Source organism: Pseudomonas sp. NBRC 111131, assembly GCF_001320525.1.
Classification (GTDB): Bacteria; Pseudomonadota; Gammaproteobacteria; order Pseudomonadales; family Pseudomonadaceae; genus Aquipseudomonas; species Aquipseudomonas ceruminis.
Genome location: NZ_BCBH01000003.1, coordinates 74,816 through 93,663 on the forward strand (window position 1 = coordinate 74,816; position 18,848 = coordinate 93,663).

Below are 18,848 nucleotides of genomic sequence, written 5' to 3' on the forward strand. Positions count from 1 at the left end.
TGTCGGGTTTTTTTATGTCTGTCATTTAGGATTAAACGTTTCAGTTATTCATACTGGCGTTTTCCCTGCTCATCTCTGACGCACTTTCCGTTGGCGTAAATACCATCACTTCCAGCACGTCGGAATGAAACTCGCGGCGATACAGAATCAGCACAACCCCGACACTCACGAGCATGAACAACCAGGGACTGATGAACCAGGTGAGCATGGCCATGCCGAAATAATAAGAGCGCAACCCAAAGTTGAACTGGTTGGCCGCCAGCGACAACACCCTCGCCGCCCGCAACGCAAATGCCTTGCGTTCCTGTTCATTGACCAGACGCTCGCCAATCATCGGGGCGGAGCCAACCAATACGGCTGCGAAGTTGTACTGGCGCATGCACCAACTGAAGGTGAAGAACGCGTAGACAAACACCATCGCCAGGCACAACAGCTTGATTTCCGACATCCCTTGCGAGGCCTGCTGCACCAAAGGCAGATCCGCCAATAGCGACAATGCACGGTCGGATGCACCCAGCACGGTCAGGATACCGGCGAGGATGATCAGGGTACTGGAGGCGAAGAACGACGCATTGCGCTCCAGGTTACCGATCACGCTCGCATCGGCAATTCGGTTATCGCGCAGCAGCATACGGCGCATCCAGTCTTCCCGGTACAGGTGCAGGACGCTGGCCAGGCAGGCAGTATCGCGGCCTTTGCAAATGGCATAGCGGGTGTAGCCGCCCCAGCAAAGGGCGAACCAACAGACAGCCAGCACGTTGTGGAGGTTGTTTTGGATGAAGTGCATGCAGGGTTCCCGAAGGGCTGTTGCATAAAGGATACGGACCGGGTTTCGACGCCCGCACGCGTGGAAAGACACACGCTTGGCACAAAATGCTTGTTGCTTCCGAGCCCACTTACCTTGATGGGCGCCAGGTTGCCAGCGATGGGCCAAGTGCAAGCAAAAAAAACCCGCATCCTTTCGAATGCGGGGTTTCTGGTCTACAGCCGTGGCTGGCGCTTATGGCTTGTGGCCGCTACCAGCGTGGAGGCTTCGACACATCAGGCCAGCGATTCACGCGGCTTGCCAAGCATGCGGTCGCACGCCACGGCACCCGCCAGGGTGACCACGGAAGGCACCAACCAGGCAAGGCCCTGATCGCTCAGCGGCAGGTGCGCCAGGAAGTCCGGCAACACATGGGCAATGCTGCTGCCCTTGATCGCATCGACGATGCCGAACACCAGCGACACCAGCATCACCGGCGCGAGGATGCGCGCCGGCGAGTTCCACAGTTCTTTGACGAAGCTCAGGCCCACCACCACGATGCAGGGCGGGTAGATAGCGGTCAGCACCGGGATCGAGAACATGATCAGCTTGGTCAGGCCCAGGTTGGAGATCAGCAGCGAGAAGCCCGCCAGGATCACCACCAACGCCCGGTACGACAGCGGCAGAATCTGGCTGAAGTACTCGGCGCACGCACACGTCAGGCCAACTGCGGTCACCAAGCAGGCCAGCGCGATCAGCACGGCAAGGAAACCGCTGCCAAGCGAGCCGAAGGTGTGCTGCACATAAGCGTGCAATACCGCCGCGCCGTTGGTGGCGCCCGCCGCGATTTCGTGGCTGCCGGCACCCAGGCGGAACAGGCTGATGTACACCAACGCCAGGCCCACACCGGCAATCAGGCCGGCAATGATGGCATAGCGGGTGATCAGCTTGGGCGACTCGACGCCACGGGAGCGGATGGCATTGACGATGACGATACCGAAGACCAGCGCCCCCAGCGTGTCCATGGTCAGGTAACCATCGGAGAAGCCTTTGGAGAAGGCGGCGGCAGCATACGCTGGCTGCGCCTCACCCATAGTACCGGCCGGCAGCGCGAACGCAGCGATGCCCAGTACCGCCAGGGCAATGATCTTCAGCGGCGCAAGGAAACGGCCCACGGTATCGAGCAACTTGCCCGGATACATGGAAACCGCCAGCACCACGATGAAGTACACCAGGCTGTAGATGAACAAGGCCAGTGGACTTTCACCGGTGAGCGGGGCTACGCCCACCTCGAACGACACGGTCGCCGTACGCGGTGTGGCGAACAGCGGGCCGACCGACAGGTAGCACACCGCGGCCAGCAGGCCACCGAAGAACTTGCCGATCGGGCTGCTCAGGGCATCCATGCCGCCGCCGACCTTGGCCAAGGCAACCACGGTGATGACCGGTAGGCCCACGGCGGTGACCAGGAAGCCCAGGGCCGCCATCCATACATGCGGGCCGGACTGCAGGCCAACGATAGGCGGGAAGATGATATTGCCCGCGCCGACGAAAAGCGCAAACGTCATAAAGCCAAGCGCCAGGATATCCTGGCCTTTTAACACTTTCATTTAGGGTAGTACCACACTGCTGAAATCGGGATTCGAGAAGGGATTTCCCCATGGGTGGGGGAAATGCTGCCCGGCTTGATAGGCCAGACCCGTTTAGCGTGTCGTTCCCTTTTGGGGTACGGGCACAGAGTGAACGCGTAGATTAACCGTTTTACCCGGCAAACGCACTGACACAGGGCTGCTTGTCCGATGTGCGTATGTGTTTGTCGTCTGTGCGACCGAGGACAACAGGAATTATCCCCAGGGCAAGAACATTCGTCTGTGTGAAAATTCCTATCAAACCAATCGAAAACGCTCTGCTATTGATGCCAACCTGTAACGCATAAACGACAAAGGCCACCCGAAGGTGGCCTCTGTGCGCGTGGGGGGTGCTACGTGTTACTTACTTCTTCACTTCCCAGCCGGTCAGCTCGGCCAGGGCCTTGCCGATATCAGCCAGGGAACGCACGGTCTTCACACCCGCGTCCTGCAGGGCGGCGAACTTTTCATCCGCAGTACCCTTGCCGCCGGAGATGATGGCGCCAGCGTGGCCCATGCGCTTGCCCGCAGGTGCAGTAACACCGGCGATGTAGGAAACGACAGGCTTGGTGACGTTGGCCTTGATGTAGGCCGCCGCTTCTTCTTCAGCCGAACCGCCGATCTCACCGATCATGACGATCGCTTCGGTCTTCGGGTCTTCCTGGAACAGCTTCAGGATGTCGATGAAGTTGGAGCCTGGGATCGGGTCACCGCCGATGCCGACGCAGGTCGACTGGCCGAAGCCGGCGTCGGTGGTCTGCTTGACCGCTTCGTAGGTCAGGGTACCGGAACGGGAAACGATACCGACTTTGCCTGGCAGGTGGATGTGGCCAGGCATGATGCCGATCTTGCACTCGCCCGGCGTGATGACACCTGGGCAGTTAGGGCCGATCAGGGTAACACCCAGTTCGTCGCACTTGACCTTGGCATCCAGCATGTCCAGGGTAGGAATGCCTTCGGTGATGCAGACGATCAGCTTGATGCCGCCGAAGGCTGCTTCCAGGATCGAGTCCTTGCAGAAAGGAGCTGGAACGTAAATGACCGAAGCGTCAGCGCCGGTTGCTTCCACAGCTTCCTTGACGGTGTTGAACACCGGCAGGCCCAGGTGGGTGGTACCACCCTTGCCCGGGGTAACGCCGCCGACCATCTTGGTGCCGTAGGCGATGGCTTGTTCGGAGTGGAAAGTACCCTGCGAGCCGGTGAAGCCCTGGCAGATGACTTTGGTGTCTTTATTGATCAGGACGCTCATTACTTGCCCTCCGCAGCTTTGACAACTTGTTGAGCAGCGTCGGTCAGGCTGGTTGCCGCAATGATGTTCAAACCGCTTTCTGCCAGTACTTTAGCGCCCAGTTCGGCGTTGTTGCCTTCGAGGCGAACGACGACCGGAACTTTAACGCCGACTTCTTTCACTGCACCGATGATGCCTTCGGCAATCATGTCGCAACGAACGATGCCGCCGAAGATGTTGACCAGAACGGCCGCGACATTGCTGTCGGACAGAATGATCTTGAACGCTTCGGTAACGCGCTCTTTGGTAGCGCCGCCACCCACGTCGAGGAAGTTGGCTGGCTTGCCGCCGTGCAGGTTGACGATGTCCATGGTACCCATGGCCAGACCAGCACCGTTGACCATGCAGCCGATGTTGCCTTCGAGGGCAACGTAGTTCAGTTCGAACTTGGCAGCGTGGGCTTCACGGGCGTCGTCCTGGGACGGGTCGTGGAAGGTTTTCAGCTTTGGCTGACGGTACATGGCGTTAGCGTCGATGTTGATCTTGGCATCGAGGCAGTGCAGGTCGCCGTCGGCCTTGATGACCAGCGGGTTCACTTCCAGCAGGGCCAGATCGTGATCCTTGAACAGCTTGGCCAGACCAACGAAAATCTTGGCGAACTGTTGAACTTGCTTGCCTTCCAGGCCCAGCTGGAACGCCAGTTCACGACCCTGGAACGGCTGAGCGCCGACCAGCGGGTCGATAGTAGCCTTGAGGATCTTCTCAGGCGTTTCGTGCGCAACTTTCTCGATGTCCACGCCACCTTCGGTGGAGGCCATGAACACGATACGGCGGCTCGAACGATCCACTACAGCGCCCAGGTACAGCTCTTTGGCGATGTCAGTGCAGGATTCGACCAGAATCTTGGAGACGGGTTGACCGTTGGCATCGGTCTGGTAGGTAACCAGATTTTTGCCCAACCACTGTGCAGCGAACGCCTTGGCGTCTTCCTTGCTGCGAACCAGCTTGACGCCGCCCGCTTTACCGCGACCACCGGCGTGAACCTGGGCTTTGACAACCCACTCGGAACCGCCAATCTTGTCGCAGGCTTCTGCAGCTTGCTCAGGGGTATCGACCGCGAAACCCTTGGAAACTGGCAGGCCGTACTCAGCGAACAGCTGCTTACCCTGATACTCGTGAAGATTCATGCTTTTTACCGTCTTCGTTAGGTACTGCGCTTCGGCGCTGCGCCATTGCTGGCGCCGCACCACCTGTGACCGTTAACCCCGGGTTTTCCCATGTGGTCGGTCCGGCGGACGTTCCGCGGTGAGTCATGCACGCAAGACTCACGACGGGCAGCCCGCCGTGGTTTCTTATAATTAACGCTTCTTACGGTTGGCCACGTGAATGGCGCCGCCATTCACTGCCAGCGCTGCTTCATGCAACGCTTCGGACAGGGTCGGATGGCTGAAGACCATCATGCCCAGATCCTCGGCACTGGTGCCGAATTCCATTGCGATTGCGCCCTGCTGTACCAGTTCGGCAGCCGATGGGCCAATCACGTGTACACCCAGTACGCGGTCGGTCTTGGCATCAGCGATGACCTTGACAAAACCACCGGTATCGTTGGCTGCCATCGCACGGCCGCTGGCCGCGAACGGGAAGGTGCCTACGTTAACCTCAACACCCTCGGCCTTCAAGGCTTGTTCAGTCTTGCCAACCCAGGCGATTTCCGGGTGGGTGTAGATGACCGAAGGGATCAGGTCGTAGTTCATCTGGGCTTTGTGGCCCTTGATGCGCTCGACCACCATGATGCCCTCTTCCGAGGCCTTGTGCGCCAGCATCATGCCACGCACCACGTCACCGATGGCGAATACGCCCGGCACGCTGGTGGCGCAGTGATCGTCGACGAAGATGTAGCCACGCTCGTCGATGTTCACGCCGCTGTCGGAAGCCAGCAGGTCGGTGGTTACCGGACGACGGCCGACCGCGACGATCAGTTTGTCGAAGGTAATCTTCTGCTCGCCGTTGGCGTCGGTGTAGGTCACTTCGACTTCGTCGCCGTTGACCTTGGAACCGGTCACGCGGGCGCCCAGCTTGATGTCCAGGCCCTGCTTGGTCAGGGTTTTCTGGGCTTCTTTGGAGACCGCAGCATCGGCGGCCATCAGGAAGGTGTCCAGGGCTTCCAGCACGGTGACTTCAGCACCCAGGCGAGCCCAGACCGAGCCCAGTTCCAGGCCGATGACGCCAGCGCCGATGACGCCCAGGCGCTTGGGTACCGACTGGAATTCCAGGGCGCCGGTGGAGTCGACGATGACGTTCTGGTCGACCGGAGCCGGCGGAATGTCGATGGGACGCGAACCGGAAGCCAGGATCACGTTTTCCGCTTCGATCACTTCGGTGGTGCCGTCAGCCTTGGTGACTTCGACCTTTTTGCCAGCCAGCAACTTGCCGTGGCCCTGAATCGAAGTCACGCCGTTGGCCTTGAACAGGGTGGCGACGCCACCCGTCAGGTTCTTGACGATGCCAGCCTTGCGGCCAACCATCGCGGCGACGTCCATCTTCACTTCACCGGTGGAGATGCCGTGGACGTTGAAGCTCTCTTTGGCTTCCTTGTACTTCCAGGAGCTGTCCAGCAGCGCCTTGGATGGAATGCAGCCTACGTTCAGGCAGGTGCCGCCCAGGGCCAGCTTGCCCTCAGCGTCGGTGTATTTCTCGATACAGGCAGTCTTCAGACCAAGTTGTGCGGCCTTGATGGCAGCTACATAGCCGCCAGGACCTGCACCAATCACCACTACGTCGAATTTCTGGGTCATAAAAGATTCCTTATCAGCAACAAGCTACACGCCAAAAGCTGCAAGCCTACACGCTTCTACTTGAAGCTTGCAGCTTGCAACTTGTGGCTGTTCGATTAGATGTCCAGCAGCAGGCGAGACGGATCTTCCAACAGGTTCTTGATGGTGACCAGGAAGGTTACCGCTTCCTTACCGTCGATCAGGCGGTGATCGTACGACAGCGCCAGGTACATCATCGGGCGGATTACCACTTGGCCATTGATGGCCATCGGGCGCTGGATGATGTTGTGCATGCCGAGAATGGCAGCCTGCGGCGGGTTGACGATCGGAGTCGACATCATCGAACCGAAGGTACCACCGTTGGTGATGGTGAAGGTACCGCCAGTCATCTCTTCGATGGCCAGCTTGCCGTCACGGGCCTTCTTGCCGAAGGTGGCGATGCCGTTCTCGATTTCTGCCAGGCTCATCGACTCGGCGTTACGCAGTACCGGTACGACCAGGCCGCGGTCGCTGGACACGGCAACACCCACGTCGGCGTAACCGTGGTAGACGATGTCGTTGCCGTCGATCGAGGCGTTGACTGCCGGGAAACGCTTCAGCGCTTCGGTGGCTGCCTTGACGAAGAACGACATGAAGCCCAGGCGCACGCCGTTGTGGGTCTTCTCGAACAGGTCCTTGTACTTCGAACGCAGGGCCATGACTTCGGTCATGTCGACTTCGTTGAAGGTGGTCAGCATGGCCATGTTGGACTGCGCTTCGACCAGACGCTCGGCGATCTTGGCACGCAGGCGGGTCATCGGCACGCGCTTCTCGGTACGGTCGCCAGCGGCAACCACAACCGGAGCGGCAGCTGCAGCGGCAGGCTTGGCAGCCGGTGCCGGAGCGGCTTTCTTGTTGGCGACTGCCGCGACCACGTCTTCCTTGGTCACGCGGCCACCTTTGCCCGTGCCGGCAACCGAAGCCAGGTCGATGCCGTTCTCTTCAGCCAGCTTGCGCGCGGCTGGAGCGGCGACCGGGTCGTCTTCACCAGCATCGGCAGCAGCAGCGGCCGGCGCGGCAGCCGAAGCGGCCGGTGCAGCGGCTGGCGCAGCAGCGGCAGCGCCACCTTCAACGATCGAACCCAGCACTTCGTCGGACAGGACAGTTTCGCCCTCGCCCTTGACGATGTCACCCAGCACGCCATCAGCGGTGGCCAGAACTTCCAGGACGACCTTGTCGGTCTCGATGTCGACGATCAGTTCGTCACGCTTGACGGCTTCGCCCGGCTTCTTGTGCCAGGTGGCAACGGTGCCGTCGGCGACCGATTCCGGGAAGGTTGGGGCTTTGATCTCGATAGCCATTATCAGTATTTCCTTAAATTCGGTTTCAGGTGCGCGAAGGCGTTAGACAGTGAAGGCGTCTTGCAGCAGTTTTTCCTGCTGTTCGGCGTGCTTCGATGCGTAACCACAAGCTGGCGCGGCCGATGCGTCGCGGCCGGCGTATTCCAGGGTCAGCGCCTTGTTGTGGCGGCCCAGGATACGGCGCATGTGGTGCTGGCTGCTGTACCAGGCGCCCTGGTTCATGGGTTCTTCCTGGCACCACACCGCATGCTTGAGGTTGGTGTACGGCGCCAGAATCTCGACCAGGTCGTCCTCAGGGAACGGATACAGCTGCTCGATACGCACGATGGCGATGTCTTCGCGGCCTTCGGCACGGCGTTTTTCCAGCAGGTCGTAGTACACCTTGCCACCGCACAGTACCAGGCGCTCGACCTTGGCCGGATCGAGGGTATCGATTTCCGGGATCACGGTCTGGAACGAGCCTTCTGCCAGGTCTTCCAGGGTCGAGATGGCCAGCTTGTGGCGCAGCAGCGACTTCGGCGTCAGGACGATCAGCGGCTTGCGCAGCGGACGGATGACCTGGCGACGCAGCAGGTGGTAGATCTGTGCCGGAGTGGTCGGTACGCACACCTGGATGTTGTGCTCGGCGCACAGCTGCAGGTAACGCTCCAGACGTGCGGAGGAGTGCTCCGGACCCTGGCCTTCATAGCCGTGCGGCAGCAGCATGGTCAGGCCGCACAGACGGCCCCACTTGTGCTCGCCACTGGTAATGAACTGGTCGATCACCACTTGCGCGCCGTTGGCGAAGTCGCCGAACTGGGCTTCCCAGATCACCAACGCGTTCGGCGTGGTGGTCGAGTAACCGTATTCGAAGGCCAGCACGGCTTCTTCCGACAGGAAGGAGTCGTACAGCTCGAACTTCGGCTGGCCCGGGAACAGGTTCTGCAGCGGCACGTAGGTGCTGGCGTCCTTCTGGTTGTGCAGCACCGCGTGGCGGTGCGAGAAGGTGCCACGGCCGATGTCCTGGCCGGTCATGCGGATCGGGTGACCTTCGAACTGCAGCGTGGCGTACGCCATGGTCTCTGCATAACCCCAGTTGATCGGCAAGCCACCGGCCTGCATCTTCTGGCGGTCTTCGTAGATCTTCGACACCTGACGCTGGACGACGAAGCCTTCCGGCAACTCGAGCAACTTGGCCGACAGCTCCTGAAGGGTCTTGAGGTCGAAGCGGGTGTCGTGACGCGCGGTCCAGGCGTGACCCAGGTACGGACGCCAGTCGACGAACAGCTCGCGGTTCGGCTCCTTGACCAGGCTCTTGACCACGTGCAGGCCGTTGTCCAGGGCATTGCGGTATTCGTCGATCTTGGCCTGAGCACGCTCGGCGTCGATACGACCCGCTTGAATCAGGGCCTCGGCATACAGTTCACGGGTGGTGCGCTGCTTGCTGATCTGTTGATACATCAGCGGCTGCGTACCGTTCGGCTCGTCGGCCTCGTTGTGGCCGCGGCGGCGGTAGCAGACCAGGTCGATGACCACGTCACGCTTGAACTGCATGCGGTAATCGATGGCCAGCTGGGTCACGAACAGCACTGCTTCCGGGTCGTCACCGTTCACGTGCAGGATCGGCGCCTGGATCATCTTGGCGACGTCGGTGGCGTACTCGGTGGAACGCGAGTCCAGCGGGTTGCTGATGGTGAAACCAACCTGGTTGTTGATCACGATGTGCACGGTACCGCCGGTCTTGAAACCGCGGGTCTGCGACATCTGGAAGGTTTCCATGACCACGCCCTGGCCGGCGAACGCAGCGTCACCGTGGATCGAGATCGGCAGCACCTTGTCACCAACGGTATCGTTGCGACGGTCCTGACGGGCGCGCACCGAACCTTCCACCACCGGCGAGACGATTTCCAGGTGGGACGGGTTGAACGCCATGGCCAGGTGAACTTCGCCACCAGCGGTCATCACGTTCGAGGAGAAGCCCTGGTGATACTTCACGTCACCGGAGCCCAGCTCGTTCATCTTCTTGCCTTCGAACTCGTCGAACAGCTCGCGCGGGTTCTTGCCGAAGGTGTTGACCAGCACGTTCAGACGACCTCGGTGGGCCATGCCGATCACGACTTCCTTGGTGCCGTAAGAGCCGGAGCGCTGGATCATTTCGTCCAGCATCGGGATCAGGCTTTCGCCACCCTCCAGACCGAAGCGCTTGGTGCCCGGGTACTTGGTGCCCAGGTACTTTTCAAGGCCTTCACCAGCCGTCACGCGCTCGAGCAGGTGGGCCTGCACGTCGGCGGAGAATTCCGGGCGGCCGCGCACGCTTTCCAGGCGCTGCTGGAACCAGCTGCGCTGCTCGGAATCGACGATATGGGTGAACTCGGCGCCAATGGTGCGACAATATGTCTTCTGGAGCGCCTCGAAGATCTCGCGTAGGCTCGCTTCCTCTTTGCCGATGAACAGGTCGCCGGCACGGAAGGTCGTATCAAGATCGGCATTGGTCAAGCCGTAGTGATTGATCGACAGGTCTACGGGCGCAGGGCGCTGCCACAACCCCAACGGGTCGAGCTTGGCAGCCTGATGGCCGCGCATACGATAGGCCTGGATCAGTCGCAGAACTTCAACCTGCTTCTTCTCGTGTTCACTGCTCACGCTCCCGGCGGATACCGGTTGGGCGCGGCGCTGGTTCTTTGCCAGCAGTACGAAATGGTCGCGGATTGTCGAGTGCGATACATCAGTAGCGGTGCTGCCATCAGCAGGCAACTTCTGGAAGTAAGTGCGCCACTCTTCTGGCACAGCGTTAGGGTCGTGCAGGTAGAGCTCGTAGAGCTCTTCCACATATGCAGCGTTACCACCTGAAAGGTGGGCGCTTTCCCACATGCGCTGCATCACGCTTTCTTGCATGCTTGGTCACCCTCGGTTAGGGGACTGATCGGCGAGAGCCACAGCAAACCTGGAAAAGTCCGAACACAGCGACTGAACCACGCCACTTGGATCTTGCTGATTTTCCGGGTACCAGCCCGGAAAGCCCCTGCTGGTCTCATATCTTCATAGGTATCGAGCGCGAGCTTTGTGGGCCCTTGCTCAGGTTTTACCTCAGTGCGGGCTCACCACCCGCACCTCGGCTTACTGCAGTTACAACGCTTTGAATCAGGTGCCGCTTTGCAGCAGCATGTTACGTACGTGGCCGATTGCCTTGGTAGGGTTCAGACCCTTCGGGCAAACGTTGACGCAGTTCATGATCCCGCGGCAGCGGAACACGCTGAACGGGTCATCCAGGGACGCCAGGCGCTCCTGGGTCTTGGTGTCACGGCTGTCGGCCAGGAAGCGGTAGGCCTGCAGCAGGGCGGCGGGGCCCAGGAACTTGTCCGGGTTCCACCAGAACGACGGGCAGGAAGTCGAGCAGCAAGCGCACAGGATGCACTCGTACAGGCCGTCCAGCTTGTCGCGGTCTTCCGGCGACTGCAGACGTTCGATGGCCGGAGCCGGCGTATCGTTCTGCAGGAATGGCTTCACCTTCTCGTACTGCTTGTAGAAGATGCTCATGTCGACGACCAGGTCACGAATGACTGGCAGGCCCGGCAGCGGGCGCAGCACCAGCTTGTTGCCCTTGACCACGCCCGACAGCGGGGTGATGCAGGCCAGGCCGTTCTTGCCGTTCATGTTCATGCCATCGGAGCCGCAAACGCCTTCACGGCAGGAGCGACGGTACGAGAAGCCCTCGTCCTTCTCCTTGATCAGCGCCAGCACGTCCAGCACCATCAGGTCTTTGCCGCCGGTATCGACGTCGAACGACTCCATCTTGGGCGCCGAGTCGGTGTCCGGGTTGTAACGATAAACTTCGACTTTCAACATAGCAGCCACCCTTAGTAAGTCCGGACTTTTGGTTCGAAGGCTGGAACAGTCTTCGGCGCAAAGTTGACACCACGCTTGGCGACGCGCTTCTCACCCGGATAGTACAGGGTGTGGCACAGCCAGTTTTCGTCGTCACGGTCTTCGAAGTCTTCACGGGCGTGAGCGCCGCGGGACTCTTTACGGGCTTCGGCCGCAATGGCGGTAGCTTCGGCGACTTCCAGCAGGTTCTGCAGCTCCAGCGCTTCGATACGCGCGGTGTTGAAGGCCTGGGACTTGTCGTTGATCTTGACGTTGGCGATGCGATCACGCAGGCCCGCCAATTGCTCGATACCCTTCTGCATGTATTCGCCGGTACGGAATACACCGAAGTAGTTCTGCATGCAGCTCTGCAGCTCGCGCTTGAGGCTGGCAACGTCTTCGCCGGTAGTACGCTCGTTGAGCTTGTTCAGGCGGTTCAAGGCGACATCCACGTCGGTGTCGCTGGCATCGCGGTACTCGACGCCTTCGGTCAGCGCCTTTTCCAGGTGCAGGCCGGCAGCACGGCCGAAGACCACCAGGTCGAGCAGCGAGTTGCCGCCCAGACGGTTGGCACCGTGGACCGATACGCACGCTACTTCACCTACAGCGAACAGACCCGGAATGATCTGGTCCTTGCCTTCGGCGTCCATGGTAATGGCCTGGCCATGGATGTTGGTGGCGACACCACCCATCATGTAGTGGCAGGTCGGTACGACCGGGACCGGCGCGACGACAGGGTCGACGTGGGCGAAGGTCTTGGACAGCTCGCAGATGCCTGGCAGGCGGCTGTGCAACACTTCCTCGCCCAGGTGGTCCAGCTTCAGCAGTACGTGGTCCTTGTTCGGGCCCACGCCGTTGCCGGCGATGATTTCCTTGACCATGGAGCGGGCGACGACGTCGCGACCGGCCAGGTCCTTGGCGTTCGGCGCGTAACGCTCCATGAAGCGTTCGCCGTGGGCGTTGATCAGGTAACCACCTTCACCGCGGCAACCCTCAGTGACCAGTACACCGGCGCCGGCGATGCCGGTCGGGTGGAACTGCCACATCTCGATGTCCTGCACCGGCACGCCGGCACGCAGGGCCATGCCGACGCCGTCACCGGTGTTGATCAGGGCGTTGGTGGTCGAGGCGTAGATACGGCCCGCACCACCGGTGGCCAGAACGGTGGCCTTGGACTTGATGTACAGGGTTTCGCCAGTTTCGATGCAGATCGCGATCACACCGACGAACGCGCCGTCCTGGTTTTTCACCAGGTCCACAGCGTAGTACTCGTTCAGGAAGGTGGTGCCCGCTTTCAGGTTGCCCTGATACAGGGTGTGCAGCAGGGCGTGACCGGTACGGTCGGAGGCGGCGCACGTACGAGCAGCCTGGCCGCCCTTGCCGAAGTCCTTGGACTGGCCACCGAACGGACGCTGGTAGATACGGCCGGTTTCGGTACGCGAGAACGGCAGGCCCATGTGGTCCAGCTCGAAGACCGCAGCCGGGCCTTCCTGACACATGTATTCGATAGCGTCCTGGTCACCGATGTAGTCGGAACCCTTGACGGTATCGTACATGTGCCAGCGCCAGTCGTCGTTCGGGTCGGCCGAAGCGATGGCGCAGGTGATGCCGCCCTGGGCGGATACAGTGTGCGAACGGGTCGGGAAGACCTTGGTGACTACGGCAGTCTTGTGACCGCCCTGGGCCAGCTGCAGCGCTGCGCGCATGCCGGCACCGCCGCCACCGATGATGATGGCGTCGAAGGAAATGGTTGGAATGCTAGCCATGGATCAGATACCCCAGAGAATCTGCACACCCCAGACGAAGTAAGCGAACATCGCAACGCCGCATACCGCCTGGAACAGGAAACGAATCGCAGTCGCCGACTTGCCGAACGACATCGGCGTCAGGTAGTCGGTGGCGATGGTCCACATGCCAACCCAGGCGTGAGCGCCCAGGGCAACGAGAGCCAGCAGACTGAAGATCCGCATCGCGTTATTGGAGAACAGACCGTGCCACTGGGCATAGTCGATGCCTGGGTGGGCGACCACGTAACCGATCAGGAAGAGGAAGTAAGCCGCGAGAACGACCGCCGAGACGCGCTGCGCCATCCAGTCATAGAGGCCCGAACGCGACAGGTTCGTGACATTGGTTACCATACCCAAACTCCCACCAGAACGATCACCACCACGGAGATGACAATCACGATTTTCGAGCCCAGCTTGCCGCCTTCCAGCGTCTCACCGATGCCCATGTCCATGATCAGGTGGCGTACGCCTGCCACCAGGTGATACAGCAGGGCGGACAGCAGGGCCCAGGTCACCAGTTTGGCCAGCGGGCTGGTCAGACACGCCTTCACCTCACCGAAGCCTTCCTCGGAACCCAGCGACTTGCCCAGTGCATAAAGCATGATGGCAAGGCCGAGGAACAGGATGACGCCGGAGATACGGTGAAGAATGGACGTGTACGCGGTGATCGGGAGCTTGATGGTCCTTAGGTCTAGGTTTACAGGTCGTTGGCTTTTCACGGCTTTTTTCACACTGAAGAGCCCCTAGCGAATCAGGGCAAAGTTGTTGGTAAGTGTACTGGTCAGGTACCCACCACCCAGGGAACGGCGACCCCCAGCAGTTCGGGCTTGCAAGCCCCTGGCGGTCGGGTGCCGAGTATAGACAGTTAGGCTGCTTATGACAACGGAAGGGGGTAGCCCAAATAGCGCATTGCCTTTAGCGAGCAAAAGGCGTAAATGGGCGAGAATTTCGCGAAAAATCAGGCCTCGGAGCCGGTTTCAACCAGCCTTTAGGCAAATTGACATTCGAATTTACTTCTCTATAGTGGTGCGGGCCCTGCGTGGGGGGTCTGTCTGATGATTTCAAGCATTAATAGGAGGCCACATGGCTGACAAAAAAGCGCAGTTGGTCATCGAGGGCGCTGCCCCCGTCGAGCTGCCCATTTTAACCGGCACCGTTGGTCCTGATGTAATCGACGTCCGCGGGTTGGGGGCCACTGGTCACTTCACCTTCGACCCTGGTTTCATGGCGACCGCCTCGTGCGAGTCGAAGATCACCTACATCGATGGCGACAAGGGCGTACTGCTGCACCGCGGCTACCCGATCGAACAGCTCGCCGAGAAATCCGACTACCTGGAAACCTGCTACCTGCTGCTTAACGGCGAACTGCCCAATGCCGAGCAGAAGGCCCAGTTCGTCAGCACCGTGAAAAACCACACCATGGTTCACGAGCAGCTGAAGTCCTTCTTTAACGGTTTCCGCCGCGACGCTCACCCGATGGCGGTGATGTGCGGCGTGGTTGGCGCCCTGTCGGCGTTCTACCACGACTCCCTGGACATCAATAACCCGCAACACCGCGAGATCTCCGCGGTGCGCCTGGTCGCCAAGATGCCGACCCTGGCCGCGATGGTTTACAAGTACTCCATGGGCCAGCCAATGATGTATCCGCGCAACGACCTGTCGTACGCGGAAAACTTCCTGCACATGATGTTCAACACCCCGTGCGAGATCAAACCGATCAGCCCGGTACTGGCCAAGGCAATGGACCGGATCTTCATCCTCCACGCCGACCACGAGCAGAATGCCTCCACGTCCACCGTGCGCCTGGCCGGCTCGTCGGGTGCCAACCCGTTCGCCTGTATCGCCGCTGGTATCGCCGCACTGTGGGGCCCTGCCCACGGCGGTGCGAACGAAGCCGTACTGACCATGCTCGATGAAATTGGCGATGTCTCGAACATCGACAAGTACATCGCCAAGGCCAAGGACAAGAACGACCCGTTCAAGCTGATGGGCTTCGGTCACCGCGTGTACAAGAACCGCGACCCGCGCGCCACCGTGATGAAGAAGACCTGCGACGAAGTCCTGGGCGAACTCGGCATCAAGAACGATCCGCAGTTGGAACTGGCGATGCGCCTGGAAGAGATCGCCCTGACCGATCCGTACTTCATCGAGCGCTCGCTGTACCCGAACGTCGACTTCTACTCGGGCATCATCCTGAAGGCGATCGGCATTCCGACCAGCATGTTCACTGTGATCTTCGCCCTGGCACGTACCGTAGGCTGGATCTCGCACTGGAAAGAAATGCTCTCCAGCCCGTACAAGATTGGCCGCCCGCGCCAGCTGTACACCGGCGAGCTGCAGCGCGATATCGTCGAGCTGAAAGACCGCAAGTAAGCTCCCAGAGCCGAACGCAAAAAGGCTGCCCTCGGGCAGCCTTTTTCATGCTTGAGGCAGCGGGCTTACCCGCGAAAACACCAGCACGCGCCAGCCAAAAGGCCTCAGTTCTTCTCAGCCCGCTCGCGCAACCCCTTCAGGGTATTGAACGGTGCATCGACCACGAACTTGTTGGCGACCATCGCTGGCACACTGCCCCCCGGCTCGGTGTGCACCTGGTAGGTCACTTCGGTGCTGTCGCCCTTGGGCACCAGCTTCCAGAAGCCTTCGACTTTCGCCACCCGCACGAACCCCTTCTCTTCCGGGATATAGGTCGGCTCTTCTTTCAGCTCCCGAGTCAAGCTGCCATCGGCGCCCTTGACCGTGGTGATGTGCAGCACCGAGTCCCGCGGCGTCACCGGCCAAGGCGTATTGAACCGGGTGTAGGTCCAGCTCTGATCACCCTCATGCTTGAGCAGCTTCTGCGATTCGCACTCATGAATCCAGGCACATGCACCGGCCACATCTTCCTGCAGCGCCTGCACCTTGGCCAAAGGGGCCTTGATCAGGGTCACGCCGCGGTAGGCCTTGTACTTGGACCCCGGCACTTCGCTGAGGGAAACCTTGATCCCCTCCTCGTCCTTGGCCACTTGCCAGTTTTCCGCCCAGGCGGCCGGGGCCAGCAGGACACCCATGCCACACAGCAGTGCAATACGCTTGAACGATCTCATCATCTTTATCCTTGTTGTCGAAGATCCAGCTTGTCACGCCGCCGTCATTTGCTCCCACCAACCAAGAATCCTGATTGCCTCATCGCGATCACTGCCACAGACCTCGACATCTGCCTTGAAACCACCACACACCGCCGGCCGCTCAGGCTTGCCGAACAGGTCGCAGAGGTTGTCGACGGTCAGGTGCAGGCAGCGCTCGCCGGCAGGCTTGCCGTGAGGCATGCGCGGCATCGCAGAGCTGATGGACGGGGCGATGCAGCAGGCACCACAGCCTTCACGGCAATTCATGGCAATACACCAAAATCAGGACTCCCTGGAACAAAACGGGACGAACGTCCCTGGATACTAACCGCTCAAACATACGTTTGAAATTGCTGGCCCGATGAAATCTGCCGTGACCCAGTAGTCAGTTGGGCTGGGCTACTGGCGGAATTCGAAATCGATCGCCGCACCTTCGACGTCATGACGGCTCTCGTTGCGCAGTTGAAGCTGCATTTCATTGCTGATCAGTCGGCCATTGAGCTGGAACGGGCTGTCGTTGCTCTGCGGTTTTTCGGTGAACATCGCCGGCAGCAAAGGTTTGCGGCGAGTGGCAGGATCACCGACATTCGGCTCGAGGTCCTTAACCATGTCCGCCGGCAGACTCAGGTCGAGCTTCGCCTTGGGCACTGGCTTGGCCACCGCCTTGCTGACCGGTTTGCGTACAGCCTTTGGCTTGGCGCTGGGCTTGGTCTGAGGCTTGACTGCCTGCTTGGCCGGCGCCTTTTTTGCGGCCGATTTGCCCTGTACCGCTTGGGCTGAAGGCTGTGCAGCCTGCGCCGCATGACAGGGCATGCACAGGGGCGCAAGGCAGAAAATCAGGGCAAAGCTACGCAACAGGTTCATGGACATCGGCAGACAGGTTGTCAAAATGCGTATGCTGTCTGTTCCGCCGACGCCTGGCAAGCCTTACAAAAGTGTTGGCGCAGACTCTCTGCACAGTTGCTGGGCCAGCAAACCAAGGGTGATCACCGCACGCTCGGCTTCCTTGTTCCACGGGATGCCACAGTTCAGGCGAATGCAGTGATTGAACTGCTCGGTATTACTGAAGATCAGCCCCGGTGCAATGCTGATGCCCTGCTCCAGCGCGCGCACATGCAAATCCTGGGTATTGACCCGCCCCGGCAGGCTGACCCAGAGGATGAAGCCACCGGTTGGCCGGGTCATCTGGGTGCCCTCCGGGAAATGCTGCTGTACGGCCAATTGATAGGCACTGAGATTCTTGCGGTACTCCTGACGGATAAAACGCAGGTGACGGTCATACCCGCCATTCTCCAGATAGGCTGCCACCCCCATCTGCGTCACGCTGCACGCCGAGTGGGTGGTGAAGGTCTGTAACCGTTGAATCTCGTCCTGATAGCGCCCAGCCACCATCCAGCCGACCCGCACACCGGGCGACAGGGTCTTGGAAAAGCTGGAGCAGTAGATCACCCGGTCCAGACGGTCGAACGCCTTGAGGGCTTTGGTCTTGCCTTGCTCGAACATCAACTCGCCATAGATATCGTCTTCAACGATCTGAATATCGAAGTCCGAAGCCAGGCGCAGCAGCTGCTTCTGCCGCTCCTCGGGGATGGTGCCACCCAACGGGTTGCTAAGACGCGAGGTCAGTACCAACGCCTTGATCGACCACTGGTTGGCCGCCAACTGCAGGGCCTCGAGGCTGATGCCGGTGGACGGGTCACTGGGAATCTCGATCACTTTCAGCCCGAGCAGATCGGCCAACTGCAACAGGCCGTAGTACGTCGGTGACTCGGCGGCGATCAGGTCACCTGGGCGGGTCAACACCCGCAGCGACATTTGCAAGGCGTCCACGCAGCCATGGGTCACGATCACTTCGCGCGGATCGACCAGTACCCCGGCATCGCGCATGCGGATTGCAATCTGCCGGCGCAGCGGCTCGAAACCGGGGCTGAACATGTAGCTGAAGGCCCGCGGGCTATGGAAGCGCGTAACCTTGGCGATCTGCTGATGCAGGGCGCGTACCGGCAGGTAATCGACGTGCGGCACGGCGGCACCAAAGGGGAAGACGCCGTCGCGACGGGCCTCGGTCAGCACCTGCTGAATGATACTGGCGCGGGTGACCAGGCCGGGGCGCTCTACGCGGGCGATGTCCGGGGTCTGCGCGGTCAGGGCCGGGGTCTGGTGCACGTAGTAGCCCGACTGCGGCCGGGCGCGGATCAGCCCTTGGTCCTCGAGATTGGCATAGGCCTGCAGCACCGTGGCATGGCTGACGTTGAGCTGGGCACTCATCTTGCGCACGGAAGGTACACGTTCGCCTGGCTGGTAGACACCGCGACGGATGTCATCGGCCAGTTGCTGGGCGATGCGCTGGTACAGCAGCAGGTTGGTCATGGCGATATCTCGACCCGCGCAGGGGCTCG

At 60.5% G+C, this 18,848-nt stretch carries 16 protein-coding genes; 1 reads left to right on the top strand and 15 read right to left on the bottom strand.

The features are described 5' to 3' along the window. Positions 1-40: 40 nt before the first annotated feature. The 11 genes from APH34_RS04120 to sdhC all read right to left on the bottom strand — a co-directional run bounded on the left by APH34_RS04120 (position 41) and on the right by sdhC (position 14,076). Positions 41-787 carry a DUF599 domain-containing protein gene (locus tag APH34_RS04120; protein WP_054899914.1) on the bottom strand — a complete coding sequence of 249 codons (747 nt, stop codon included), beginning with the start codon at positions 785-787 and terminating at the stop codon, positions 41-43. A gap of 254 nt (positions 788-1,041) precedes the next feature. Then, positions 1,042-2,355 (bottom strand): branched-chain amino acid transport system II carrier protein, encoded by a 1,314-nt coding sequence (brnQ, locus tag APH34_RS04125; RefSeq protein ID WP_054899915.1) that lies wholly within the window; start codon positions 2,353-2,355, stop codon positions 1,042-1,044. Positions 2,356-2,737: 382 nt separating this feature from the next. Beyond that, positions 2,738-3,622: a succinate--CoA ligase subunit alpha gene (sucD, locus tag APH34_RS04130; protein WP_004376004.1), complete on the bottom strand. Its 885-nt coding sequence runs from the start codon at positions 3,620-3,622 to the stop codon at positions 2,738-2,740. After that, positions 3,622-4,788, bottom strand: a complete 1,167-nt coding sequence (gene sucC, locus APH34_RS04135) for an ADP-forming succinate--CoA ligase subunit beta (RefSeq protein ID WP_011534748.1) — start codon at positions 4,786-4,788, stop codon at positions 3,622-3,624. The genes sucD and sucC overlap by 1 nt, the downstream gene beginning before the upstream one ends. Before the next feature lie 171 nt (positions 4,789-4,959). Then, complete coding sequence (gene lpdA / locus APH34_RS04140; protein WP_054899916.1) at positions 4,960-6,396, bottom strand: dihydrolipoyl dehydrogenase; 1,437 nt, start codon at positions 6,394-6,396, stop codon at positions 4,960-4,962. Positions 6,397-6,491: 95 nt separating this feature from the next. Next, entirely contained in the window at positions 6,492-7,715 is a 1,224-nt protein-coding gene (gene odhB / locus APH34_RS04145) for a 2-oxoglutarate dehydrogenase complex dihydrolipoyllysine-residue succinyltransferase (RefSeq protein ID WP_054899917.1), read from the bottom strand. Between the two features lie 42 nt (positions 7,716-7,757). Further along, a complete protein-coding gene (locus tag APH34_RS04150; protein WP_054899918.1) occupies positions 7,758-10,589 on the bottom strand; it encodes a 2-oxoglutarate dehydrogenase E1 component in 2,832 nt (943 codons plus the stop codon). Between the two features lie 246 nt (positions 10,590-10,835). Beyond that, complete coding sequence (locus APH34_RS04155) at positions 10,836-11,540, bottom strand: succinate dehydrogenase iron-sulfur subunit (protein WP_012315348.1); 705 nt, start codon at positions 11,538-11,540, stop codon at positions 10,836-10,838. A gap of 11 nt (positions 11,541-11,551) precedes the next feature. Continuing rightward, complete coding sequence (gene sdhA, locus APH34_RS04160) at positions 11,552-13,324, bottom strand: succinate dehydrogenase flavoprotein subunit (protein WP_054899919.1); 1,773 nt, start codon at positions 13,322-13,324, stop codon at positions 11,552-11,554. Between the two features lie 3 nt (positions 13,325-13,327). Continuing rightward, positions 13,328-13,696: a succinate dehydrogenase, hydrophobic membrane anchor protein gene (gene sdhD, locus APH34_RS04165; RefSeq protein WP_054899920.1), complete on the bottom strand. Its 369-nt coding sequence runs from the start codon at positions 13,694-13,696 to the stop codon at positions 13,328-13,330. Continuing rightward, positions 13,690-14,076: a succinate dehydrogenase, cytochrome b556 subunit gene (sdhC, locus tag APH34_RS04170; RefSeq protein WP_077068487.1), complete on the bottom strand. Its 387-nt coding sequence runs from the start codon at positions 14,074-14,076 to the stop codon at positions 13,690-13,692. The genes sdhD and sdhC overlap by 7 nt, the downstream gene beginning before the upstream one ends. Before the next feature lie 352 nt (positions 14,077-14,428). Between sdhC and gltA the strand changes: the two genes are divergently transcribed. Then, positions 14,429-15,718: a citrate synthase gene (gltA, locus tag APH34_RS04175; protein ID WP_054899921.1), complete on the top strand. Its 1,290-nt coding sequence runs from the start codon at positions 14,429-14,431 to the stop codon at positions 15,716-15,718. A gap of 104 nt (positions 15,719-15,822) precedes the next feature. Here the strand turns inward: gltA and APH34_RS04180 are convergent, their stop codons facing one another. From APH34_RS04180 to APH34_RS04195, 4 genes are all read right to left on the bottom strand, one after another. Further along, on the bottom strand, positions 15,823-16,428 hold the full coding sequence (locus APH34_RS04180; RefSeq protein WP_054899922.1) for an START domain-containing protein: 606 nt from the start codon (positions 16,426-16,428) through the stop codon (positions 15,823-15,825). 33 nt (positions 16,429-16,461) lie between these two features. Beyond that, entirely contained in the window at positions 16,462-16,716 is a 255-nt protein-coding gene (locus APH34_RS04185; protein ID WP_033699278.1) for a YkgJ family cysteine cluster protein, read from the bottom strand. A gap of 132 nt (positions 16,717-16,848) precedes the next feature. Next, positions 16,849-17,313, bottom strand: a complete 465-nt coding sequence (locus tag APH34_RS04190) for a hypothetical protein (RefSeq protein ID WP_054900113.1) — start codon at positions 17,311-17,313, stop codon at positions 16,849-16,851. A gap of 63 nt (positions 17,314-17,376) precedes the next feature. Then, complete coding sequence (locus APH34_RS04195) at positions 17,377-18,819, bottom strand: PLP-dependent aminotransferase family protein (RefSeq protein WP_054899923.1); 1,443 nt, start codon at positions 18,817-18,819, stop codon at positions 17,377-17,379. Between the last annotated feature and the right edge of the window lie 29 nt (positions 18,820-18,848).

Coding starts and splice junctions, on each gene's coding strand:
- APH34_RS04120 (WP_054899914.1), bottom strand. CDS start 787: ATGCACTTCATCCAAAACAACCTCCACAACGTGCTGGCTGTCTGTTGG.
- brnQ (WP_054899915.1), bottom strand. CDS start 2,355: ATGAAAGTGTTAAAAGGCCAGGATATCCTGGCGCTTGGCTTTATGACG.
- sucD (WP_004376004.1), bottom strand. CDS start 3,622: ATGAGCGTCCTGATCAATAAAGACACCAAAGTCATCTGCCAGGGCTTC.
- sucC (WP_011534748.1), bottom strand. CDS start 4,788: ATGAATCTTCACGAGTATCAGGGTAAGCAGCTGTTCGCTGAGTACGGC.
- lpdA (WP_054899916.1), bottom strand. CDS start 6,396: ATGACCCAGAAATTCGACGTAGTGGTGATTGGTGCAGGTCCTGGCGGC.
- odhB (WP_054899917.1), bottom strand. CDS start 7,715: ATGGCTATCGAGATCAAAGCCCCAACCTTCCCGGAATCGGTCGCCGAC.
- APH34_RS04150 (WP_054899918.1), bottom strand. CDS start 10,589: ATGCAAGAAAGCGTGATGCAGCGCATGTGGGAAAGCGCCCACCTTTCA.
- APH34_RS04155 (WP_012315348.1), bottom strand. CDS start 11,540: ATGTTGAAAGTCGAAGTTTATCGTTACAACCCGGACACCGACTCGGCG.
- sdhA (WP_054899919.1), bottom strand. CDS start 13,324: ATGGCTAGCATTCCAACCATTTCCTTCGACGCCATCATCATCGGTGGC.
- sdhD (WP_054899920.1), bottom strand. CDS start 13,696: ATGGTAACCAATGTCACGAACCTGTCGCGTTCGGGCCTCTATGACTGG.
- gltA (WP_054899921.1), top strand. CDS start 14,429: ATGGCTGACAAAAAAGCGCAGTTGGTCATCGAGGGCGCTGCCCCCGTC.
- APH34_RS04180 (WP_054899922.1), bottom strand. CDS start 16,428: ATGAGATCGTTCAAGCGTATTGCACTGCTGTGTGGCATGGGTGTCCTG.
- APH34_RS04185 (WP_033699278.1), bottom strand. CDS start 16,716: ATGAATTGCCGTGAAGGCTGTGGTGCCTGCTGCATCGCCCCGTCCATC.
- APH34_RS04190 (WP_054900113.1), bottom strand. CDS start 17,313: ATGAACCTGTTGCGTAGCTTTGCCCTGATTTTCTGCCTTGCGCCCCTG.
- APH34_RS04195 (WP_054899923.1), bottom strand. CDS start 18,819: ATGACCAACCTGCTGCTGTACCAGCGCATCGCCCAGCAACTGGCCGAT.